The sequence below is a fragment of the Myxococcus sp. CA039A genome (genome assembly GCF_013336645.1).
GTDB classification, from domain to species: Bacteria; Myxococcota; Myxococcia; order Myxococcales; family Myxococcaceae; genus Myxococcus; species Myxococcus llanfairpwllgwyngyllgogerychwyrndrobwllllantysiliogogogochensis.
Genome location: NZ_JABUMQ010000075.1, coordinates 14,017 through 36,202, shown reverse-complemented (window position 1 = coordinate 36,202; position 22,186 = coordinate 14,017). Strand labels below are relative to the sequence as shown.

The 22,186-nt window shown below is 69.7% G+C and carries 17 protein-coding genes; 5 read left to right on the top strand and 12 right to left on the bottom strand.

The features are described from left to right. The 3 genes from HR086_RS14930 to HR086_RS48520 form a co-directional block, all read left to right on the top strand. Positions 1-1,519 (top strand): multiheme c-type cytochrome (locus HR086_RS14930; RefSeq protein ID WP_174465956.1); only part of this gene is annotated, 1,519 nt, incomplete at its 5' end. A 210-nt stretch (positions 1,520-1,729) separates the two neighbouring features. Then, complete coding sequence (locus tag HR086_RS14925) at positions 1,730-4,198, top strand: LysM peptidoglycan-binding domain-containing protein (RefSeq protein ID WP_254624859.1); 2,469 nt, start codon at positions 1,730-1,732, stop codon at positions 4,196-4,198. A gap of 807 nt (positions 4,199-5,005) precedes the next feature. Further along, complete coding sequence (locus HR086_RS48520) at positions 5,006-5,836, top strand: L,D-transpeptidase family protein (protein ID WP_373564304.1); 831 nt, start codon at positions 5,006-5,008, stop codon at positions 5,834-5,836. A gap of 4 nt (positions 5,837-5,840) precedes the next feature. On the opposite strand, the gene HR086_RS14915 is transcribed toward HR086_RS48520, so the two are convergent. The 6 genes from HR086_RS14915 to HR086_RS14890 all read right to left on the bottom strand — a co-directional run bounded on the left by HR086_RS14915 (position 5,841) and on the right by HR086_RS14890 (position 14,844). Next, positions 5,841-7,598: an AAA family ATPase gene (locus HR086_RS14915; RefSeq protein ID WP_174465954.1), complete on the bottom strand. Its 1,758-nt coding sequence runs from the start codon at positions 7,596-7,598 to the stop codon at positions 5,841-5,843. A gap of 85 nt (positions 7,599-7,683) precedes the next feature. Further along, positions 7,684-10,308 (bottom strand): serine/threonine-protein kinase, encoded by a 2,625-nt coding sequence (locus HR086_RS14910; RefSeq protein ID WP_174465953.1) that lies wholly within the window; start codon positions 10,306-10,308, stop codon positions 7,684-7,686. Between the two features lie 120 nt (positions 10,309-10,428). Continuing rightward, complete coding sequence (locus HR086_RS14905; RefSeq protein ID WP_174465952.1) at positions 10,429-11,211, bottom strand: hypothetical protein; 783 nt, start codon at positions 11,209-11,211, stop codon at positions 10,429-10,431. Continuing rightward, the gene (locus tag HR086_RS14900) at positions 11,208-12,491 is read right to left on the bottom strand and encodes an ABC transporter permease (RefSeq protein ID WP_141648166.1); all 1,284 of its coding nucleotides are present in this window, start codon (positions 12,489-12,491) and stop codon (positions 11,208-11,210) included. The genes HR086_RS14905 and HR086_RS14900 overlap by 4 nt, the downstream gene beginning before the upstream one ends. Continuing rightward, positions 12,488-13,189: an ABC transporter ATP-binding protein gene (locus HR086_RS14895; protein ID WP_174453077.1), complete on the bottom strand. Its 702-nt coding sequence runs from the start codon at positions 13,187-13,189 to the stop codon at positions 12,488-12,490. Before HR086_RS14895 ends, HR086_RS14900 begins: the two co-directional genes overlap by 4 nt. Next, positions 13,186-14,844: a hypothetical protein gene (locus tag HR086_RS14890; RefSeq protein WP_174461535.1), complete on the bottom strand. Its 1,659-nt coding sequence runs from the start codon at positions 14,842-14,844 to the stop codon at positions 13,186-13,188. Before HR086_RS14890 ends, HR086_RS14895 begins: the two co-directional genes overlap by 4 nt. A 298-nt stretch (positions 14,845-15,142) precedes the next feature. On the opposite strand from HR086_RS14890, the gene HR086_RS14885 reads away from it, so the two are divergent. Continuing rightward, the gene (locus HR086_RS14885; RefSeq protein ID WP_174465951.1) at positions 15,143-15,406 is read left to right on the top strand and encodes a hypothetical protein; all 264 of its coding nucleotides are present in this window, start codon (positions 15,143-15,145) and stop codon (positions 15,404-15,406) included. A 33-nt stretch (positions 15,407-15,439) separates the two neighbouring features. Here HR086_RS14885 and HR086_RS14880 read toward each other — a convergent pair whose 3' ends face one another. The 3 genes from HR086_RS14880 to HR086_RS14870 form a co-directional block, all read right to left on the bottom strand. After that, complete coding sequence (locus HR086_RS14880; RefSeq protein WP_141648175.1) at positions 15,440-16,207, bottom strand: hypothetical protein; 768 nt, start codon at positions 16,205-16,207, stop codon at positions 15,440-15,442. Positions 16,208-16,283: 76 nt separating this feature from the next. Beyond that, positions 16,284-17,471 (bottom strand): ABC transporter substrate-binding protein, encoded by a 1,188-nt coding sequence (locus tag HR086_RS14875; protein WP_141648170.1) that lies wholly within the window; start codon positions 17,469-17,471, stop codon positions 16,284-16,286. Positions 17,472-17,521: 50 nt separating this feature from the next. Then, positions 17,522-18,259, bottom strand: coding sequence for a PspA/IM30 family protein (locus HR086_RS14870; RefSeq protein WP_141648171.1), 738 nt, complete (start codon positions 18,257-18,259; stop codon positions 17,522-17,524). A 263-nt stretch (positions 18,260-18,522) separates the two neighbouring features. On the opposite strand from HR086_RS14870, the gene HR086_RS14865 reads away from it, so the two are divergent. Beyond that, positions 18,523-19,881 carry a sensor histidine kinase KdpD gene (locus HR086_RS14865; RefSeq protein WP_254626331.1) on the top strand — a complete coding sequence of 453 codons (1,359 nt, stop codon included), beginning with the start codon at positions 18,523-18,525 and terminating at the stop codon, positions 19,879-19,881. Here the strand turns inward: HR086_RS14865 and HR086_RS14860 are convergent. The 3 genes from HR086_RS14860 to HR086_RS14850 are packed head-to-tail and all read right to left on the bottom strand — an operon-like array spanning position 19,867 to position 22,037. Then, the gene (locus HR086_RS14860) at positions 19,867-21,219 is read right to left on the bottom strand and encodes a 5'-deoxyadenosine deaminase (RefSeq protein ID WP_174465949.1); all 1,353 of its coding nucleotides are present in this window, start codon (positions 21,217-21,219) and stop codon (positions 19,867-19,869) included. The genes HR086_RS14865 and HR086_RS14860 overlap by 15 nt on opposite strands. Before the next feature lie 16 nt (positions 21,220-21,235). Continuing rightward, a complete protein-coding gene (locus HR086_RS14855) occupies positions 21,236-21,640 on the bottom strand; it encodes a cytidine deaminase (RefSeq protein ID WP_174453072.1) in 405 nt (134 codons plus the stop codon). Between the two features lie 31 nt (positions 21,641-21,671). After that, entirely contained in the window at positions 21,672-22,037 is a 366-nt protein-coding gene (locus HR086_RS14850; RefSeq protein ID WP_141648176.1) for a PilZ domain-containing protein, read from the bottom strand. Positions 22,038-22,186: the final 149 nt, after the last annotated feature.

The following is a 22,186-nucleotide window of genomic DNA, read 5'->3' as shown; positions in this document are numbered from 1 at the left end:
GTCCCGACACCCGCCCGAACCCGAGGCGGGTGTCGGGACCGCGTCCAGTTCGGCGCCCGGCGCCATCCTCTTCGTCTCCGCTGATACACGCGGCTACCTGGGCCCCTGCGGCTGCAGCGAGAACATGCGCGGCGGCATCGCCCGCGCGGCGTTCCAGGTGCGCGAGGCACGCCAGGGCACCACCCTGCCCGTGCTGTACGTGGACGGCGGCAACAGCCTCTTCGGGGAGACCATCCTCAAGCCCGGACAGGTTCCCCAGGAGGAGCTGAAGGCGAAGGCGCTGGCGGATGCCATGCGGCTGATGGGGCTGTCGGTGCGCGCCACGGGGCCGCTGGATGACACACGCGGCGCGGACTTCCGCCAGGGGCTCGGTCTGCCGGAGGTCGCGGACGGCGCGGTGAAGCTGTTGCCGGCGGGCGCTCGCAAGGTGGGCGTCGTCGCGGGGGAGACGCCCGCGCAGCTCGTGGCGGCCAGTGCCAAGGCCCGCGCGGAGGGCGCGGACTTCGTGCTGGGGCTGCTGGATGCGCCGTTGGAAGAGGCGCAGAAGGCCGCGGAGACGCCGGGGCTCGCGGTGGACGTGCTGGTGTCCACGCGCTCCGCCACGGAGATGAGTGGTGAGCAGAACCGGCTGGTGAAGGCGTCGGTGCCCGTCGTCGCGCCGCAGAGCAAGGGGCGCTCGCTGGTGCGCGTGGACTTGAGCTACGCGCCACAGCCGGGGCGCTTCGCGCTCCAGAAGGGACAGGCCGACCTGGAGCGAGAGGTGGCCGCCCTGGAGCAGCGCACCGCGCTCCTGGACAAGGACATCAACCTCCCGGGCATCGACCCGAAGCTCAAGGCGCTCAAGCAGGCCAAGCGCGACGAGTTGGTGGCGCGCAGGCAGGCCCTGGTGACGGCGCCTCCCGCGGCGGCCACGGACGTCAACGGCTTCACGGTGCGCTTCGTGCCGCTGGAGTCGGGACTGCCCTCGCTGCCGGACGCGCAGGCGCTGGTGGCGCGCTACGACGCGGAGGTGGGCAAGCTGAACCTCGCCTGGGCGAAGGAGCACGGCCAGGACTGCCCTGTTCCCGCCAAGGGTGAGTCGGGATTCGTCGGCAACGAGCCGTGCCGCGCGTGCCACGAGGAGTCCTTCCCGGTGTGGGAAAAGTCCAAGCACCACCACGCCTGGGAGACGCTGGAAGAGGTCGGCAAGCAGCACCACCTCAACTGCGTGGGGTGCCATGTCACGGGCTGGGAGCAGCCCGGTGGCGTGTGCCGGCTGGACAAGGTGGCCGGGCGCGAGGACGTCGGGTGCGAGAGCTGCCATGGGCCTGGCTCCGCGCACTCGGACGAGCCGAGCGCCGACAACATCCTCGCGTCTCCTGGTGAAGCCGTGTGCGTCACCTGCCACAACCCGGAGAACTCGCCCCACTTCGACTTCGCGACGTATCTGCCGCGAATCCTGGGGCCGGGGCATGGCAAGCCGGTGGACGATCAGCCGTCGAGCAAGCCAGCGGACACTCGGAAGCCCGCCAAACCGTAATCACGCGTCAGCGCCTGGCAGGCCGCACCCACGGAGCGTGCAGAGTTCGGCCATACCGCGCGACTCCTTGTTTGACTGTCAAGAAAAAGGGCGAATACTTCGGCCTTCGCCTGCTTCTGGGCGCACTCTTCCTGCGACCAAATGCTGCCTCTCTGCCTGCTCGTGCTGAACCTGGCCTCGCTCCCTCTCTCGGAGGGAGTGCCACCGCCCATGCCCCCGCCTCCGCCCGGCATGCGCGTGCTCGCCGCGGATGAGACGCGGGCTGTTGCCCCCACCCCTTCGACGGTGAAGGACACGCCGCCCACCACGGGCGGCAGCGTCACGAAGACCCAGCCCACGAACACCGGTGCGGTGAAGACCGAGGGCTCTGCTTCCTCGCCTGCTGTTGGCTCCACGGCCCAGGTCGATGCGCCCACGGGCGCCGGCACTGTCTCTGGCAACACCGTGAAGGCCCCTGCCTCCGCGAGTGCAGGTGCTACTGCGAGCCCGAGCACGAACAACACGGTGAAGGACCCGACCTCCACGAGTGCCGGTGCTGCCGCGAGCCCGAGCACGAACAACACGGTGAAGGCCCCTGCCTCCGCGAGTGCCGGCGAGGCAACGAGCCCCGTCGCTGGCAACGGGGTGAAGCCCGCGACGCCCACGAACTCCGGTGGCGAGAAGACGCCCCCCGCCACTGCGAACTCGGCGCCCACGAATGGAGAGAAGACAGCCCCCGCCACTGCGAACTCGGGCAACGCGGCGAAGACGCAGGCCGCGCGCACGACGCCGGTGCCCCCGAGCACGGCGCAAGCCGCTACCGGCAACACGGTGTCCGCTGAAGAGAAGTCGTCGACACCGGGCAACAGTGATGCGCCGGAGCTCGACGACAAGCGCGCCATCGCGAACGGTCAGGACGCGGAGGACGCGGACGGGGAGCCCGAGGCGACGCGCGAGGTGGTGGAGTCCGAGTCCGCGGAGATGGAGGAACTGCGCGCGCTGGAAGGCGTGACGCTGGACCCAGCGGCCCGGCCGAGCGCGGAGGTGATGCAGTCCCTGCGTCGACTGGGGCTCGCGAACCCGCTGCGCATGCGCATGCTGGACGCGCTGGAGGAGCCCACCTTCCGCGAGGACGACACGCCGGAGCAGCTGCCGCTCATCACCAACCTGGCCGCGTTCGACGTGGGGCTGATTCAGGACCGCTACGACATCCCGGTGGAGATGCAGCCGCTGGTGGCGCAGTACATCCAGTTCTTCCAAGGGCCCGGACGGCGCTGGTTCCGCAAGTGGATGTCCCGCTCCGCGCGCTACCTGCCGGTGATGCAGCCCATTCTGGAGAAGCACGGCCTGCCTCGGGACACCGTGTACCTGGCGATGATTGAGAGCGGCTTCTCCGCGCACGCGTACTCGTGGGCGCACGCGTCCGGTCCTTGGCAGTTCATCTCCAGCACCGGCAAGCAGTACGGCCTCAAGCAGGACTTCTGGGTGGACGAGCGCAGGGACCCCATCAAGGCGACCGGCGCCGCGGCGACGTACCTCAAGGACCTCTACAGGGAGCTGGGCCACTGGTACCTCGCGTGGGCGGGCTACAACACCGGCTCCTACCGCGTGCGTCGCATGGTGGAGCGCCACGGCACGCGCGACTTCTGGGTGCTGTCGGAGGAGAAGGGCCTGGCGAAGGAGACGAAGCACTACGTGCCCAAGCTCATCGCCGCCGCGCTGGTGGCGAAGAACCCGTCGGCGTTCGGCTTCTCCGAGCAGGAGTTCGACTACGAGCAGCCCCTCGAGTTCGACGTGGTGGAACTGACGGACGCGACGGACCTGGACGTGGTGGCGCGCGCGGCGGGGGTGAACATCCAGGACGTGCAGGACCTGAACCCAGAGCTGAAGCGCTGGTGCACGCCTCCGGCGAGCGCGAAGAACCCCTACAAGCTGCGGCTTCCCCCGGGCTCGTCGCCCCGGTTCGTGGAGGGCTTCAAGAAGCTCTCGCCGGCCGAGCGACTGACGTTCCGGGTGCACACCGTGAAGCGGGGCGACACGCTGTCGCAAATCGCGGAGCGCTACGGCACGGCGTCGGAGGCCATCCTCCAGATGAACCGGCTCAAGAGCGCGCGGACGTTGAAGCTCGGCACGGATCTGGTGATTCCGGTGCCGGCGAGCAAGGCGGGCCCCACGAGTGGCGGCGCGCTGGCGAGCAAGGTGGCGCAGGCCCGCCGCAGCGGCGTGGTGGTGCACCGGCCCGAGGACGAGGTTCCCGCGGGGACTCCGAAGGGCCCCGTGGCAGCGGGTCCGGTGAAGACGGAGACGCTCAATGGGCGCAAGCGCGTGACGTACGGCGTGCAGTCCGGCGACAGCCTGTGGGTCATCGCCACGAAGTTCAACGTGTCGGTGGATGACCTGAAGAAGTGGAACAACCTGCGCCGCCGCAACCCGACGTTGCAGGTCGGCTCGTTGGTGTACGTGTGGCCCGAGGGCACCTCCCAGGTGCAGGAGCGCGCGGGCACGGTGGTGGTGGCGAAGCAGGTGGCCGCGAACGTGGGGACGCCGGGCGGAAAGGTGCACGCGCTGGCCGAGGGCGAGACGCTCTGGTCCGTGGCGCAGCGCTACGGAATCACCGTCGAGGACATCATGCGGTGGAACAACATCAAGGACCACCGCTCCATCCCCACGGGGAAGGTTCTCTCGCTGAGCGCACCCTGAGCCTCCGAGCGAGGACGTCTTCGGACGTCCCGCCGTGGGACGCGTCGTTGCCGTGTGGCGAGGGATGACCTCGACGATTCGCTGAGTTCACCGTGGGCATCCCGCGAGGGCAGATTCGGATCTCCCCTGGTCGGGCGCGCGGTTGCAGGCTGACGGGGCTCACGTCGCCTCTTCGTTCAGCGCGCACTGGGCATCCACGCGAGGGCTGCTTCGGGCTGCCCATCGTCGGGCGAGTGAATTGCACAGGGGCTGGGGATGACCTCGCCCATTTCGCGGAACGACTCACCCACCCTGCCCTTCTCGCTCGACGCCGACGACGTCCCTCTCTCGAGGGATGTGGATGCCGGATGGGCTCACACGCATCCCCCGACGCGAGCCCGAGACAACTCCGTGGAGACCGCCCCACGCGCGGCGTTCTCCGTCCAGGTCTCGCGACGCCCGTCCCACGAAGTCCGGACGGCACAACGTGGTGAAGGGGCCGGTAAGCTCGCCCACGATTTCGTAAACATCCCGCTGGGTTCGAGCCGCACACTGGCAAAAGACTCGGCCTCACTCGGGACGATAGAGCGAGCCATCACCACCGCCCGCGACATCGCGACCTCACCACGACGTCCGAGCAATCCGGCAACAGTCGCGCCCCCTTTCGGGACACCAGAGCGCACCAGCACCACCGCCCGCGACATCGCAACCGCTCCACGAGGTCCGAGCATCCTCGCAACAGACTCGGCCTCACTCAGGACTCCGGAGCGCACCATCCCCTTGCGCGGCGACGCCCTCGTCAGCGCCAACGCGGTCCTTCCCACTCCCGTGCAGCCCACCACCACGAACGGTTGGGGAAGCTCATCCTGGCTCTCGGTATCCCCGCCCCTCGGCAACGCCCGCTTCACCGGGCTGCCCCAGCTCGTAGACGTTGCGTCCGGACAACAGGTCCTCGGTTCGGGCTCGCGAGGTGACGGCCCGCGCGCGGTACAGACAGCGCTGCTGAAGATGGGCTTCGCGCTCCACGGCGGCGCGGACGGACAGTTCGGTCCGCAGACGGTGCGCGCCCTGCGCAACTTCCAGGTCCACGCGCGTCGCGACTTCCCCTCGGTTAAACCCACGGGCGTCCTGGACGCCCCCACGCTGCGCGCGCTCGATGCCCTGGCCCCCGAGCCCGGCATGCGCGGCCAGTCGCGCGGGACGCCTCCCGCCCTCTACGACGGCCAACCCGTGCGCGTCGTCGTCGCGCTGCGTGAGCACCGCACGTTCCTCTACGACGCCGAGGGCCGCCTGCTGGACATCTTCCCGAATGCCTCGGGCACGTCCGCAACGCCCACTCGCGCGGGACTCAAGGTCATCCGGGCCCGACTGGACCAGGCCGCCGCCGAAGCAGCGGGCGCGCGCCTGTGGAACGACCGGCACGTCTTCGGCACACGCATCCTCGACCTGTCCTGGGCCGACGGCCGGCACTCCGCCGAGGAGCTGCATGGAACCAACGCCCCCGCCCTCTTGGGCGCGGACGTGTCCCATGGCTGCATCCGTCACTCGAACGAAGCCATCATCGTGCTCCACGACGCGCTCTCCGCGGGAGACCGCGTGGCCATCGTGGAGCACGTGGACGACCCGCACCTGGGCGGAACCCCGGTGCCGGTCTCCTGAGGTGCTACCCCTCTTCGAGCAGCGCCTTCAGCTCGCGCACGCGACGGGTGATGGCATCACGGTCCACCGAGCGGTAGACCTCCGGCAGCAGCTCCCGGCTGGTGCACTCCTGCACCGCGACCAGGTTCTGGAGCTCGATTTCCAGCGGGTAGCTGGGGGGCACGAAGTCCGCCAGCACCGCCGCCAGGTCCTCCTTCGCCACGGACTCCCGGCCCTCCGCCAGCGCGCGGAACTTCGAGCGCACCATGACGGCCTCGATGTCCGCGCCGCTGAAGGCCCGAATCCCCTCCGGAATCATCTTGGAGAAGGAATCGATGCCCTCCACCGACACGCCCGTCTTCTTGGACATGACCTGGAACAGCTCGTCCCGCTCCGCGTCCGTCTGCGGATAGAAGAGCGCCAGGTGCTCCTCCGCGCGCCCCTGACGCTTGAGGTCGATGGGCAGCAGGTCCGGCCGCGCCGTCATCAGGAACCAGACAATCTTGCCGCGGTACTGCGTGTTGCCCATGAAGGAGGCAATGGAGCCGAACACGCGGCTGCTCGTCCCCGAATCTCCACCCGAGTCACGGTTGCCGAGGAAGGTGTCCGCCTCGTCGATCATCACCGCCACCGGCCACAGCGCCTTGAGGAGGTTGAAGATCTTCTCGAGGTTCGCCTCGGTGACACCCTGCCACTGGCTGCGGAAGTTCAGGAACTTCACCACCGGGATTCCAATCTCCCCGGCGAAGCAGCTCACCATGAACGTCTTGCCGGTGCCCACCGGGCCCGACAGCAGGTAGCCCATGGGCATCACCTCGATGCGCCCCTTCTTCAGCGCGGAGGCCGCCTGCCGCAGCATCTGCTTCGCCTTGGCATGTCCGGCGACCGCATCCAGCGTGTGCGTCGGCTCGATGAACTCCAGAAGGCCGTGGCACTCCGCCTGGATGATTTCCTTCTTCTTCTCCTTGAGCAGGTCGGAGGTGATGCGAATCTCCCGCTCCAGCGCCTCCGTCAGCACGCGGTCCAGGTTGATGCGCGACAGGCCGGCCGTCATCTTCGCGAGGCCCGCCAGCGGCACCTCCGACAGCGACTGGAGCCGCTTGCCCTCCAGCTTGTAGCGCACGTACTCCAGCCGCTCCTCCTCGGTGGGCAGCGGCAGTTCAATCGGCGCCACGTACGGGTTGCGGGAGATGCGCGGAGAGATGTCCGCCAGGTTCTCCGCCAGCAGCACCACGGACACGTCGCCCGCGAGGAACTGCGGGTCATGCGCCCACTTGTCCAACGTGGCCAGCACGAAGCGGTCCTCGGACGACAGGTGGGAAATCTCCCCGCCCGGCACCAGCGTCTCCGCGAAGTCGATGATGAGCGCCAGCGAGCGGCCCTCGCTCAGCCGCATCCGCAGGAAGTTCTCCAGAATCTGGAGCGCGCGGCCTGGGTCTCTCGGCGTCACCTTCGCGTAGTCCGTGCCGTACATCGCGTCGTAGCCGGACATCGTCCGCGCCAGGTCCTTCTGCGTCTCCGGCGTGGCCGAGCGGATGCCCGACGAGCGGTCGTAGAAGAGGACGTGGTCCCGCCCGCCGAACAGCTCCTCGGAGAGGAAGGTCTTCAGCGTGCCGAAGCCCCGCCCGCCGTCCTCCAACTGGAGCGGCTGGAGGTCCCTCACCGCCCCGTAGAGCAGGAAGGTGCTGACCGTCTTCGTGTAGTACTTGCGGGCCAACTGCTGCGCCCAACGGGGGAGGTCCGCCAGCGGATCTTCCTTGTGAACCTTGCGCACCTTGCTCACGGACACACGCCTCCTGTCGCTCCCCGGTTCGAGGAGCTGACGCACCCGCTTCCCACGAGGGAAGCGGGGCTCGATTTCATGAAATCTAACGGCAGCGGGGCTGACGCTTGAGGGAAACCGTCGCCGTGGCGATGGATTCTCCGGCCTCCGGCGCGGGAACGTCCACCTCCGCGTCGTTGTGGCACTTCAGCTTCAGGGTGAGCTGACGCACGTTCGGGGACACCAGCACCGTGGCTGGCGTCTCCCCCAGCTCCTGGCCACCCGCGAAGATGACCGCGCCCGCCGGCTTGGAGTCGATCTTCACCGACACCTTGGACACCACCGGCTCCAGCTTCAGCGACACCTCGAACGGACCGTCACCCGTCAACGGCACGCGCTTGGAGGCGGGCTTGTGCTGCGGCGCGCTGATTTCCACCACCCACTCCTGGCCGGAGATGGGGACGCCCTTGATGAACGCGTCCGAAGCGCCCTGCGCCCGGATGACCTTGCCGTCCACCTTCACCTGGGCATCCGAGGGCTGAGTGACGAGCACCAGCGACGCGGTGCGCACCAGGCTCTCCAGTGCGACTTCCACCGGCTCCACGCCCTTGCCGCTGTTGACCTGGAGGGTCCGCGTGAAGGTCTTGTAGCCCTCCGCGCTCACCGTCACCATGACCTGCCCCGCCGTCACCTCGCGCAAGAGCGTGGTGCCACCGCTCTCCACGGGGATGGGCTGGGTGTCCAGCGTCACCTGCATCCGACCTCGCACCTCGGGCGGCACGCGCTGGAGATCCAGCATGACGTAGCCAACCCCCGGACGCGTCGCCACCCACCCCACGAGGAGGAGCACCAGCAGCGCCACGGCCCCGCCCACCCCATAGAGCACCCGCTTGTCCAGGCTCCGTCGACCCAGCGCGGGCACGGCGGCGGTCGGCCGGTCTTCCTGGTCGTCGTCCTCGTCCTGCTCGACGTGACGCGGCGGAGGCGGCCTCGGCGGAGTTCCAGCGCCGAGCATGGGAGGCGGACGCGAGTTGTTCTGCAGCCCCTCCGCCAGCGCCGCGCGGGAGAGCCCCTGCGAGACCTCCGGCGGAAGCGCCGAGCGCGAAATCCCCTGCGAGGTGTCCGGCGAGGGCCCGTCCCGGACGATGCGGGGCAGCCCATCATTTCCGCCACGGCTGCCACGCGGCCCGGGGGCCGACGCGGCGACTTCCGAGGGCATCAGCGTGGGCACCGTCACCGAGGGACGTGGCGGCGCGCCCGCGGGCGTCAGCACGGGCATCGGCTGGGACATCCTCGGCGGGGCCTGGGGTGGGACGATCGACGTCTTGCCCGTGGTGGGCTCCTCGTCCTCGTCGCCCTGGGACTGGGCGCGCGTCTCCAGCGGAGTGACGGTGCGGCCCACCGTCGCTCCAGGCTGCGTGGTCGGCTCCGGCCTGTCGTCGAAGACGTGGTCGCTGGACACCAACTGCGTGGCCTGGATTTCGTCCTCCTTCGGCGCGGGCGCGGCGGTGGCCGCCGTCAACCGGGGCAGCGCGGCCAGCGTGGGCGAGCGCCGCACGCCGGTGGGCGACACGGACCCCATCGTCGCGGTGGCCCGAGGCGGCGCGGCCATCGGCTGCACCACGGGAACCGCCTGCGGAGGCGGAGGCTGCGGAGCCGCCGCGGGCATCGCCATCATCCCGCCCGAGCCTCCCGTGCTGAAGCCCGTCGCCGCTTCGAGCGCGGCGAGCATGCCATCGGGAGGACGGATGTCGGCGTAGTCGGACAGGCGCTGCTTCTCGCGCTCCACTTCCTCCGCGAAGGTGGACTTCATGTACTGCATGAGGTCCTTGCGGCCGAAGATGGTCTCACTGGTGATGAGGAAGCGCTGCAGGTCGTCGCCCAGCTCGCTGGCGTACTGGTAGCGCTCGTCCACGTCCTTGGCGAGCGCGCGCATGACGATCTTCTCCAGCACCTCCGGGATGCGCCGGTTGTACGTGGACGGCGGCGGCACCTCCGCCTTGCGCACCTTCTCCAGCACGCTGAAGTCGCTGTCGCCCACGAAGAGCCGCTCGCCGGTGAGCATCTCGTAGAGACACACGCCGATGGCGAACACGTCCGAGCGCCGGTCCAACGGCAGGCCGCGGATCTGCTCCGGGCTCATGTAGCCGAACTTGCCCTTGAGGATGCCCGCCTGCGTCTTGGTCGCCTTGCCCGCCGCCTTGGCGATGCCGAAGTCGATGACCTTGACCTCGCCCTCGAAGGAGATGAGGACGTTCTGCGGCGAGATGTCGCGGTGGACGATGTTCATGTCCCGCCCCATCCCGTCCTTCTTGCGGTGGGCGTAGTCCAGGCCCTCGCACATCTTCGACAGGCAGAAGGCCACCAGCGGCACGGGCGCGGGCTCACCCTTCTTCCGGCACCGGTCGAAGATGGCCCGCATGTCCTTGCCGGGGATGTACTCCATCGAGATGAAGTAGCTGCTGGCGATCTGCCCCAGCTCGTAGATCTGCGCGATGTTGGCGTGGCTCAGCTGAACGCTGATCTTCGCCTCATCGATGAACATCGAGATGAACTCTTCGTCCTCCGCGATGTTCGGCAGGATGCGTTTGATCGCCACGAGCCGCTCGAAGCCGCTCGCGCCGAACTGCTTGCCGCGCCACACCTCCGCCATGCCGCCGATGTTGACGCGGTCCAGTAGGAGGTACTTCCCGAATGGGATGGGCTGACGCTTCGGTTGAGAGGTCGTCACGTGGGGGAGGGTCCGTTCGACGGGAGCCTAGCGATCGCCCCTCTGTAGGGTCAACCTCGCGGCGACCCTCACGCGCTCTCCAGGCGAGCAGGCAACAGGCGCGTAGCAGCGCCATTTTTCTCAAGGTTGAAGACTGGAGGTGCCGCCGTCCGTACCGTCCTCGGCCGCGGGCCCCGGAACCTCCCGGAACGCGTCCCCTGGTTCGGCCTGTTCCTCGTCGGAAATCGCGGGCTGGACGAGCAGGAAGCGCAGCTTGCCGCCCGCGGACAGCAGCTCCGGCGCGCCGAAGCGATTCTCCTCGGCCAGGCCCACCATCGTCACCCAGGCCCCCTTGCGCTCCGGCGCGACACAGTACAGCAGCGTTCCGGGCCGCACCCCTGGGGCATCCCGCACCGGGCCCTCGCAGTCCTTTCGGACCTGGAGGGCATAGGCCGCGAGCGGCTCCCCACGCACCAGGTAGGGAGGGCGGCCGAGCTCTTCCAGCAGGGGCTGGAGCACGCGAGGGTCCTCGGCCACCGCGTCCTGGGTGGACAGCGCCTGGGCGAGCTTGTGGAAGCGCTGCAGGCTCATGGACGCCATGTCCGTGGAGTCGATGGGGATGCGGCTCTCCGACAGGACCAGGTCCGCGAAGAGCGCGCCGACCAGGAGGATGGGCAGGAGCCGGTAGCCCTTGAAGTCCTCGACCTTGCCCCGCGCCAGTCCGCCCAGGACAACGACGGCTGTCGCCAGGGCGGCCAGCGCCAGCACCACCGCGGGGCGCACGGGCGAGGGCAGCTCGACGAGGGCCGAGACATCCGCGGTGCGAGCTCGCAGCGCGTCCGCGAGGTCCCCTCCGTAGATCCAGGCGATGGCGGCCAGGCTGAGCACATTGCCCAGCAGCGTCTTTCGGGAGGGAAGCTTCATCCGGCGAGTGTCCGTGCGGGGTCGGTGGCGGCGGCGCGGCGGCTGGGAAAGTAGGCCCCGGCCAGCGCGGCCAGGAGTCCCAGCACCACTCCACCCAGCACCACCGGCCAGGGGAAGGAGAAGAAGCTGTCGGGCTTGTACGGGAAGTTGGGCAGGTAGCCCGCGGCGAAGCGGTTGACGCCGAAGGAAGTGAGCAGCGCCACGGCGGTGCCAATGGCCCCGCCCACGAGTCCCACCACGGCGGCCTCGGCCAGGACGATGGCCCGGATGTCCGAGCGCGACGCCCCCACCGCCTGCATCACACCAATCTCCTTGGCGCGCGCGCGCACCGAGGCCGACAGCGCGTGGGCGATGTTCACCGCCGCCAGGATGCAGATGAGGATGGACAGCAGCGCCAGCGCGGAGGTCGTGAGCGCGACGGCCGCGCCCGTGTTCTCCGCCATGCGGCGCTCCTGGTCGTCGATCTCCAGGCCCATGGCCTTCACCGCATCCACCAGCGCGGGCACCTTGGACGGGTCCGTGGCGACGAGCGTGACACCCGTGAAGGTGTCCGCGTCCACGCCCGCCTCGCGGTTGATGCGCATCGCTGTCTCCAGCGGAATGGTGATGCCGGCGAACATGGCCCGGTCCGACGCCCCCACCACCTGCGTCTGCGCGGAGCGGCTGGGTCCCGACGCGGAGTTCGCCGCCACGTAGGAGCGGTTGAACTCCACCGGGAAGCCGAAGCCGACAAGCATGCTCGCGGAGAGCTGCGGCAGCTTGCGCGCCGGGGCGAACGTCTTGTTGTACAGCTCCAGGAGCCGCGTGGAGACGAGCGCCGGAATCGGCTGCCCTTCACCCGGGTCCTTGAACTCGCCCATCTGCACGTCGCCCTTCACGAGCGCCGGCTCCACGCCCACCGCCAGCACCTCCATGCCCATGCGCAGCTTGGTGCCGAAGAAGGCCCCGTCGTAGCGGGTCACCGCGGGCACGCGCACGCTCATCTTCCGATGCGCCGCCTCCACGCCGGGCAGCGAGCGCAGGCGCTCCACCGCCTCCGCGTCCAGCTTGCCGCCCCCCAGCAGCGAGCCCAGCGACACCGCCGGGGGCACCACGTCCAGCAGTCGCGCGTCGGTGGGGAAGATCTTCTCGCGGATGACGCGGCCCACGCCCAGGCCCAGGCCGATGAAGAACACCAGCGTGCCCACGCCCATCGCCACGCCGAACGCGGAGAAGAAGGCCCCCCGGCGCTCGCGCGCGAGGCTCAGTCGCACCAGTCGAGACAGCGCGTCCAGTCTCACGGAGCACCTCCCAGGGCCGCGCGCTCCGGTGCGGGCTCTTCCACGAGCTTGCCCTCCTTGAGCCGCAACACCCGCCGCGCGGCCGCGCTCATCCGTTCCTCGTGTGTGACGGCGAGCACGGTGAGTCCCTCGCGGTGCAGCTCACGGAAGAGCTGAATGACCCCGTCGCCCGTGGTCGCATCCAGATTGCCTGTGGGCTCGTCACACAAGAGCAGCCGAGGTCCGCCGTAGAGGGCGCGGGCGATGGCCACACGCTGACGCTCGCCCCCGGACAGGCGCACCGGGGCGCGGTCCTTCTTCGCGCCCAGGCCCACGCGCTCCAGCAGGGCTTCCGCGCGCTTGACGGCGTCGGGAGTGCGCGGACCGAAGTACGAGGGCAGCAGTACGTTCTCCAGCGCCGACAGGTTGGGGATGAGGTGGAAGGACTGGAAGACGAAGCCCACGTGCGTGTTGCGGAAGCGCGCCAGGTCCTTGTCCTTCAGGCCCCCGAGCGTCACTCCGCCCACCTTCACCTCGCCCCGGTAGTCGACATCCAGGCCGCCCAACAGGTGCAGCAGCGTGGATTTGCCGCTGCCGGACGGGCCCACCACCGCGACGAAGTCCCCGGCTTCGACGTCCAGGGTCATTCCGTCGAGCACCCGCACCCGGGTGCCATCTCCATCCAGATATTCCTTGGTGACGTCTCGAGCGTGAATCACGGAGTGGCCGGCTGGGTCGTGGTGGAAGACGGCGAGGTGGGGGTGAGGCGCAGGGACATCTCCGCCTGGAGCGCGCGCTCCTTGCGAGACACGGACAGCGTCACGGCGCGAAGGTCATCGGTGGCCTCCAGCCAGCGCACGGTGGTGGCCTTGATGGCGAAGCCGCCAATGCCCCACGCCTCAGACGGGAGGTTCTTCACCGAGTCCGCCAGCCGGCGCAAATCCAGCACCGCGCTGAACGCGGCGTCCTGGCCCACGTCCTTCAGGTCCGAGGTCAGCGGCCCTTCGCCGGCCTTCGCCGCGAGGGCGGTGAGCGAGGCCTCCAACTGCGACTGGGGCGAGGCGACCAGCAACTTGCCGTTGGGCCCGAGCGCGAAGTGGGCGCCCTCCCCCGCGCGATACGAGGTGAGGTACACGCGCTGGCCCTTCAGGTCGGAGGCCTCCACCTTGGCGCCGAAGTCGCTGGAGATCTGCGGCAGCTTCTCCAGGAGGGCCTGCGTCCGCGTGGCGTCCTCCAGCTCCGACAGGGCCACCAGGTTGACGAAGCGGAAGGGGTTGGTGCGGCGCAAATCGAGCGCGGGCATGCCGGAGCCCAGCTGCACCTTGGGCGACAGCGACAGGCCCAGCACCGTGCCCGGCTTGAAGTTGTCGAGCACCTCCGCCTTCACATCGAGCCCGCTCTTCTGCACCGCGCGCGTCAGGTAGTCGCCCACGAGGTAGGGCCACACACCGTCGAGTTGGGACGGGTCGCCCCGGAAGCGCGCCACGAAGAAGCTGTCCGGAGGCAGGAAGCCGCGCAGGTCCGCCGCGTCCTTCACCGGGTCCAACGCGGCCAGCGACTCCTTCGTGTCCGGCCACGGCGCGTCCGCGTGGACGGTGACGGCACGGTCGTCGACGAGCCCGGTGAGCGTGAGCCCCTGCACGGTGCCCGCGGGGAGCAGCAGGCCCGCGCCGCCGGGGATGAACACGTGGAAGTCTCGCTTCGACGGCAGGCGCTGGAGCGAAGCGGCCAGCACGGGCTCCTTCGCGAGCGACTTTTCCTCGGCCTGGCTGGCCAGGGGGCGCAGCGACGCGACGGAGGGCCCCGCGCCCAGGAGCGCGAACTTCCCGCCGCTGATGAAGAGCAGGCCCAGCGCCGCGGCGGGGTGGCCCGGGCGGTTGAAGGTGACGAGCTTGCCGCCCACGCCGCTCTCCTCCTTCTTCTCGGAGGCTCCAAGTCGGGTGCGCGCGAAGCCGGCGAACGTCGCCTCGAGCTTCTCCGCGTCCCTGACACCCACGACGGAGATGGCGCGACCGTCACCGAGGAAGGCCGCGCCAGCGCCCAGCTCGGGAGCAAGGCCCGCGGCCTCCAGGGCCTGACGGCTGCGCAGGTCGACGCCCACCTGCCGCATCACCGCATTCACATAGCCCTCCGCCGAGGAGAAGCTCTGGAGCTGGGCGGCGAAGGAGGCGACCTTCAGGTTCTGGAAGCGCGCCAGCTTCTCTCCGAGCGCTCCCAGGTCGTGGATGACGACGGAGGCTTGCGCATCGCGAGGCAGGTAGCGCGCGGGGCCGGAGGCCGTCGGGGCGACGGGCCCCTCGTCCTTGCCACAGCGTGAGCAGCCCGCGATGGCGAGCACGAGGAGGAGGGTCGGAAGCCAGGCTCGGCGGAACATGACGGCAGGACAGGACGGCTGGGGCGGAGAGTCAATGTATTCCTGTGCGCGGCGTACGTCCGCCTCCCTGCCAAGGGACCCGGATGATGGGCAGGCAACTTCCACGAGACTCGATGCCCGCCACAGAGGCTTCGGAGGGGAGGCCCCACCAGCAACCCGCGACGTCAATGCGACAGCAAGCCATGCCGCCAGATTGCCAATCTGACGGAGTCCCGAGGGCCACTCCAACGTGACCCGTCACGGGGCGCGAGGGCACGGCGATTGAAACACGAGCGATGCCCATTCGCCGAGGAGTCCCATGACGCTCATCGAGATGCTGGCGGTTCTGAGTGCCCTCGCGGGCGCCGTCGTCGGAGCCGTCTTCGGGTGGCGTATCCATCCCGCCGTCAGCCTCGTGGGCCTCTTCGTCGGCGGAGGGCTGGGCATCTACGCCTGCCAGGGACTTCTCATGGGGGCAGTGACCGTCGGCATCCTCATGACGGAGGGCCCCCGCGGAGTCATTGCGTTCTGGAAGAAGCCCCTTCCTCCGCGAGACAGAGGAAGGGACGAGAAGCCCCCATGATGCGCAACCCAGGCGAAGCTCCGCGACGACGCGTCAGCGCACCCGCGAGCCATGCGGCAGCGGGCCGCGAGTCTCCTCGGTGAACTCCAGGAACTGCTCCATCTGCCGCACGGATTCGTCGGTGGCCTCGGCCTCCGCGCTCAGCATGGTGAGCTGCCGGTTGACGACCTCCGGGTCCCGGATGGCGATCGACTGCTCGTGCGTCAGCCGCATCATGTCTTCGATGCCAGCGAGCTGGTGGCTGACCACTTCCCGGCTCTCGCTCGCCTGTTCGAAGCGCGCCAGCCGCTTGCGAAGAATATCCACCCGGTTCTGCTTCACGTCCTTCAGCCGGGGATTCGTCTCGCGCGCCACGTCCTCTTCCAGCTCCCGCACGTCCTTCTCCAGGTGTCCCCGGTCGGAGCTGTTGAGGTACGAGCGGTACTGGTTCAGCGTGGAGATGAGCCGCAGGAACGACGTCAGCAGTGCGTCCAGGCGCGGCTCGCTGTCGGACTCCAGCACCTTGCCGCCCGGCAGCTTGCGGTAGTTGGCGAGAATCTTTTCCTTGAGGCCAACGAGCTGCTGGTAGTGCTCGCGCTGCGACGGCGCCAGGTCCGCCAGCAGCGAGTCCACCGCCTTGCGCGCGGCCTCCGGGTCCGTGGGCTCCCGCGAGCGGATGGCCCGCTGGAAGCGCGGCATGGACGAGAAGAGGCCCAGGTACAGCCCCTCCAGCCCGAGCGCCAGCAAGGCGGGCAACGGCTCGCCCGTCAGCGCCGCCGAAGCGGCCGCCGTGCCCAACCCCACCAGGTTGGCCGGCAGCATGAATGCGGCCTTGATGTAGTTCGGCGACTTCTTCGCCACGTCCGACCTCCCCTTCCCGGCGCCCGGTCGACTTGCCTCAGGGACCGCGCGCCTCCGACACGTACTTCAACGCTCCCAGGTCCCTCGTATCCTCCGCGAGTGGCACCTGGGGTCCCTGCTTGAGCTTCTGGAAGAGCGCGGCGGCGCTCTGGTACAGCTCGTCATAGGTGACCGGCGCCTCGCCGGAAAGGCCGAAGAACGCTCGATTGTCCGCCAGTGTCGCGGGCGGCGCGCTGCGGATGGCCTCAATCGGGTCACCCAGGTACGGCGCCACCTCACCCAGCATCCGAGCCCCCGCCGTCGGGTCCTTCAGCACGCTCTGCCCCGCGTCCAGCATCCCGCGCAGCACCCGCCTCACCGCGTCCGGATAGCGCGCCGCGAAATCCCCCCGCGCCACCAGCACCGTCGCCACCAGGTGCGGCGCATCCGCCGTCGTCGCGAGCACCGCGCCGCCCCGGTCCTTCGCCGCCAGCTCCACGTCGCCCCACAGCCCCACCACCGCGTCCGCGCGGCCCTCGCGCAGCGCTCGCCCGGCATCCAGCGTGGAGGGCAGGTCCACCCAGCGCACGTCCGTCGTCCGCAGCCCCGCTCGCGCCAGCACCCACAGCGCGAAGTAGTGCGTGGAGCTGAACGGATAGACGCCCACGCGTTTGCCTCGCAGGCTCGCCAGGTCCGTCACGCCCACCGCCGCGAGCGCCTCCTGCCCCCGGCTTCGTCCCGCCAGCAATATCGTCCTCGGCGCCGCGTCCCGCAGGCCCGGGGCCCACGACGCCAGCCGGTCCACCGACAGCATGGCCATGTCCACGCCGCCATTCTCCGCGCCAATGGCCAGGGCCTGCCGCAGCTCCTCCTCTCGGCCGAAGAGCACCGCCCGCGCGTCCAGCGCATAGGCCGTCTTCAGGAAGCCCTGCGCCGCGTTCGGAGGGGGCGCGGGGTTGTCCAGCGTCGTCGCCCCACCGGCCGCCACGAGCAGCCCCGCCGCCGAGCCGCGCGGCGTGAAACCGATGAGCACCGGCCGCAGCGGCACGGACGCCACGTCCGCCACCGGCGCCGACACGCCCGCGGGAAAGTCTCCGGGAGACAGGCGGATCGCCTCGCGCACGGAGGGAAAGAAGCGCGCTTGGAGGGTGTCCAGATATCCCATGCGGGATGCGAGCACCCAGCCCGCGCCCAACGCGCACAGGAACAGGAAGAGAAAGAGACCTGGCCCACGGTGGAGCTTCATCCGTCAGTTCCCAGGTCTCTTCCCTTCATCATGATGCCGACCGCCGGGGCCTACTCGACCCCGACCTTCTTGCCGATGGTCTTCCCCGTCTGTCCACTCACGTCAGACACCGGGGCGGGGCTCTCCATCAGCCCCATCTCCATCTTGAACTGCTTCACCAGCTCGTTGGCCTGGATCTTCTCGGCCTCTTCCTCAATCTGCGCGGACTGGTGGTCCACCGACTCGAGCGCCATCTGCATGCGCGCCTCGTTCACGGCGGTCCGCTCCTCCACCTTGCGCAGCATCTCGTCGTGCGTCGAGTCGATGCCGGCGACGGTGAAGGACTCCATCGTGTCGGCCACCTTGGCCTGCCACTTGGCGCGTCGCGCGTCGCGAATGGCCGTCATGGCCTCCGCCGTCTTCTTGTCCTTCTCCCGCATGAACGCCTTCTTGACGTTCAGCGCCTTCTCGTACGCCAGCCGCGCCGTCTCCAGCTGCGCCTCGTTGCGCGCCAGCGCTTCCTTCTCCACCTGGAGCTTCGTCGCGTACTGCGCCGCCAGGTCGTCGCGACCGGCCTGGATGGCGGCCTTCACCTTGGCCGTCAGCCCGCGCACGTCGTCCTTGTACTTGGTGTTCTCCTTCTCCAGCAGCGTCACATTCGCCCGGACCATGGCGATGGACTCATTCATCTTCGGGACCTGGTCGTTCAGGTCACGGATGTTCTGCTCGAGGATGAGCTCCGGATCCTCGATGGAGGAGACGAAGAAGCCCGCGAAGCTGCGCAACGCCCTCTTGAGTCTGTCCCACATATCGCCGGTCTACCTCCGTCCAGACCTACTTCCAGCCACCTTACACGAACTCAGGGGGGAGCAAGCAGCCGCATCCACCCCTCTGATCAGTGCTACGCGAACTCACCTAAGGCGATTGCCCACCACCCACAAGTCCCATCGCGCCTCCCTGCTCGCACGCCGCCAGTGAGGGCCCGCGAGCCGTCCCCTGGCGGCCTCCCCCAAGTGGGGGACTTGCCCCGGCGCCGGGAAGCGGGGAAAACCCTGCCCCAGTGGACAGTGCGTTGGGTTGGACCCACTCCTCCTTCGATGACTCGCTGGCGCGCGCCGTGGACGCCCAGCGACGAAGCGTGCTGGGCACGGGCGCGGCGGTGCGGCTCGTCGGCGCGACGCTCTTCCTGATTCTCACCACCACGCTGTGGCTGACCGGCGGCGAGGACTGGAGCCCCTACCCGCTCCTGCTGGTGCCCTATGTGGGCGTGGCGACAGTGCTCTTCGTCGTGCGCAACCGCCCCGAGGCCAGCTGGCTGGGCATCGTCCAGTCCCCCGTGGACGTCGCCCTCGTCTATGGCCTGCAACACCTGGCCCTCCCCATCTCGCCCTTTCCGGCCGGGGTGGCGGGCTTCAGCCTGGGCCTCTTCGCCCTCGTCGTGACGCTCAGCGGGCTCGCCCTGCGCCCCACCGTCGTCTACGGCACGGCCGCGCTGTCGTCGGTGGCCCAGGCGGCGCTGATGCGCGAGGCGGGCGTCGGCTGGGGCGCGGTGGTCATCGCCGTCGTCACCCTGATGATGGTCGCGGCGGTGAAGCACTACGGCACCGGGAGGGTGCGCGTGCTCGCGGTGGCCCTCACCCGCGCGGAAGTGGACAGCGCCCTGGAGGCCCGCCGGTTCCAGGAGGTCGAGGAGGCCCGGCGCATCATCGCCAGGATGCTCGACGAGGAGCACGCGAAGAACGACGAGCTCCGGGCGCTCCAGCACGACAAGGAGCTGCTGACGCAGTTCCTCGTCCATGACCTGCGCTCGCCCCTGTCGGCGCTGACCATGACGCTGGCCTGGATGGAGCAGGAGCTCCCCCAGGGCCACCTCCACGAGTCCGCGCGCACGGGCCTGGCCGTCACCGCGCGCCTGGACCGGATGATCACCGACATGATGGACGTGCCCCGGCTGGAGCAGGGCCGGCTGGAGCCCCGCAAGGTGCCGCTCGACATGGGCCGCCTGCTCGAGGACGTGCGCCGCTCGCTGGAGAACGTGGCCCGCGCCCGCAAGCTCACCCTGGACGTCGTCGCGCCCCGAACGCTGGCACTGAACGGAGACCCGGAGCTGCTCGTCCGCGTGGTGGAGAACCTGGCCACCAATGCCCTGCGCTACGCGCCCACGGGTGGCCGCGTGCGGCTGGAGGGCGGCACCGACGCCCAGGGCGCCTGGCTTGCGGTGCGCAACGACGGCCCGCCGATTCCAGGCGAGCTGCGCGCGCGACTCTTCGACAAGTACGTGCAGGGCGACCAGGAGCGAGACAACCGCCGGGGCTACGGCCTGGGGCTGTACTTCTCCCGACTGGCCGCGGAGGCCCACGGAGGAACGCTCTCCGTGGAGGACACCCCGGACTGGCCCACGTCCTTCGTGCTGCGGCTACCGACCGCCTGAGCCTCGGGCGCGCTGCCGGCGGCGGAGGATGCGCTCGACGTTGGACTTCGCGCTGGCCATCACCGACGACGCGTCCAGCGTGGTCAGCACGCCGTCCTTCAACACTGGCTTGCCGTCGATGAAGACGTGCGTCACGTCGCTGCCGCGCGCGGAGTGCACCAGCGGGGCCAGGATGTCCTCGGCCGAGGGACCGCAGTGCAGGCCGCTCACATCCACCACGGTGATGTCGGCGCGCTTGCCCTGCTCGAGCGAACCCACCTCGTCCTCCAGCCCCAGCGCCCGGGCGCCGTTCAGCGTGGCCATCTCCAGGACGCGCAGGGGCATCATCGCGCGAGGCCCCACGCGAGGGTTGTGCAGCACCGCCGCGAGCCGCATCTCGTGGAAGATGTCGAGCGTGTTGTTGCAGGGCGCGCCATCCGAGCCCAGCGCCACCGTCACGCCGGCCTCCAGCAGCTCCGGCACCTTGGCGATGCCCGAGGCGAGCTTGAGGTTGGAGCCGGGGCAGTGGCACACCACGGTGTGCGTCTCACGGATGATTTCCTGCTCCTCCGCGGACAACCACACGCAGTGGGCCAGCGTCACGTGCCGCCCCGTCAGCCCCAGCGTGTGGAAGAAGTCGACGTTGTCCCGGCCGCCCGAGTACTGGCGCACCGCGTCCGTCTCCTTCGCGTTCTCGCTGGCGTGGGTGTGGATGCGCACGTTGTGCTCGCGCGACAGCTTCGCCACCTCACGCATCAGCTCCGGCGTGCAGGACAACACGAAGCGGGGCGCGAAGGCGTAGCGCAGCCGCCCGTCGTGCGTGCCGTGCCAGCGCTCCAACAGCGCCAGACTGTGGGCCAGCGACTCCGCGGTGGATTCGCGCAGGCCGTCGGGCACGTTGGCGCCCGCGTCCATCATCGCCTTGCCACCCACCAGCCGGAAGCCGGAGTCCCGCGCGGACTCGAAGACCGCGTCGTAGTGATGCACGCTGCCCATGTCGAGCGCGGCCGTGGAGCCCGAGCGGATCAACTCCGCGAAGGTCAGGTCCGCCGACGCGCGCATGGAGGCCGCATCGTGGGACGCCTCGAAGGGCCAGATGCGCTCGCGAAGCCAGTCGAGCAGCTCCATCCCATCCGCGCGGCCCCGGAACAGCGTCTGGCAGGCGTGTAGGTGGCCATGGATGAGGCCCGGCAACACCACCTTCCCCGCCACGTCCACCACGCGCCGCGTTCCACGGGCCTTCAGGCCCCGTCCCACCTTCGCGATGCGCCCGTCCTGGACGAGCACATCAGCGCCCACGAGCACCTCTCGCTCGCGGTTCATCGTCACCACGGTGCCGCCGGTCAGAAGCAGATCCACGGGTGCTCAGGCTCTCTTAGAGGAAGTCCTTGGTGAAGGCGTGCGGCAGCAGCTCGCCCAGGGAGTAGCGCATCTCGTCCCCTCGAGGGGTGCGGCTGCGCACCTGCATTTGCGGCGTGCCGAACTCGGCCATCACCTGCCGGCACATGCCGCACGGCGGGACAGGCGTGGCCGTGTTCGCGACGACCGCCACCGCCACCGGCTGGGAGCGGCCCTGCGCCACGCCCGCGGCGAACGCATTGCGCTCGGCGCAGACCGTCAGCCCGTAGGTGGCGTTCTCCACGTTGCAGCCGGACATCACGGAGCCGTCCGCGTACAGGACGGCGGCCCCTACCGGGAAGCGGGAGTACGGCACGTGCGCCCGCTCGCGCACCCGGGTGGCCTCTTCGAACAGCCGCTCCCAGGGAATCTCATCCGCCATGTCGCCGCCTTCCTAGGTGACGGGGTGGGCCTCAGCGAGGTTCGCCCGCGAGCCGCATGTCGTCCAGGTGGCGGGCGATGGCCAGCTCCGCCTCCACCGGCAGGTCCACGAAGCGCACGTGCGCGGCGGGGCCCTGCGGGCCATCCGTCACGTGGAGCACTTCGCCCTTCGCCTCCACTTCGTCGGGAAGGATGGGCAGCGTGAAGCGCACCTCCACCTGCGCGCCCGCCTCCAGTCCGGGGCCATTCCAGGCGCAGCCGCCCAGGGACAGGTCCCCATCCCGTGCCTCGAAGTCCGCCGAGCTGCCCGCCCGGCGCACCTTCAGGCGCATGGGAATCCGGGGGGAGTCGCGCCGGTCCTCGGCCTTGTCGCTCATCGAGTTGTTCCTCTCGGCCATCGCCGTTCCAGTCCTGCCGCTCATGCCCGTACCACCGCCGGAAGCCCCTTGGAGGTGGCCCGCCCCCGGGGCCACGCGCGCGGCTCACCGGGCCCGGCCGGCAGGGCGTCCTCTGGGAGGTCGAAGCCCACCCTCGGCTCCCCCTTCCA

Bases quoted from the DNA above. Each gene is read 5' to 3' on its own strand.
- HR086_RS14925 (WP_254624859.1), top strand. From the start codon at position 1,730: ATGCCCCCGCCTCCGCCCGGCATGCGCGTGCTCGCCGCGGATGAGACG.
- HR086_RS14905 (WP_174465952.1), bottom strand. From the start codon at position 11,211: ATGAAGCTTCCCTCCCGAAAGACGCTGCTGGGCAATGTGCTCAGCCTG.
- HR086_RS14890 (WP_174461535.1), bottom strand. From the start codon at position 14,844: ATGTTCCGCCGAGCCTGGCTTCCGACCCTCCTCCTCGTGCTCGCCATC.
- HR086_RS14885 (WP_174465951.1), top strand. From the start codon at position 15,143: ATGACGCTCATCGAGATGCTGGCGGTTCTGAGTGCCCTCGCGGGCGCC.
- HR086_RS14880 (WP_141648175.1), bottom strand. From the start codon at position 16,207: ATGCTGCCGGCCAACCTGGTGGGGTTGGGCACGGCGGCCGCTTCGGCG.
- HR086_RS14875 (WP_141648170.1), bottom strand. From the start codon at position 17,471: ATGAAGCTCCACCGTGGGCCAGGTCTCTTTCTCTTCCTGTTCCTGTGC.
- HR086_RS14870 (WP_141648171.1), bottom strand. From the start codon at position 18,259: ATGTGGGACAGACTCAAGAGGGCGTTGCGCAGCTTCGCGGGCTTCTTC.
- HR086_RS14855 (WP_174453072.1), bottom strand. From the start codon at position 21,640: ATGGCGGATGAGATTCCCTGGGAGCGGCTGTTCGAAGAGGCCACCCGG.
- HR086_RS14850 (WP_141648176.1), bottom strand. From the start codon at position 22,037: ATGGCCGAGAGGAACAACTCGATGAGCGACAAGGCCGAGGACCGGCGC.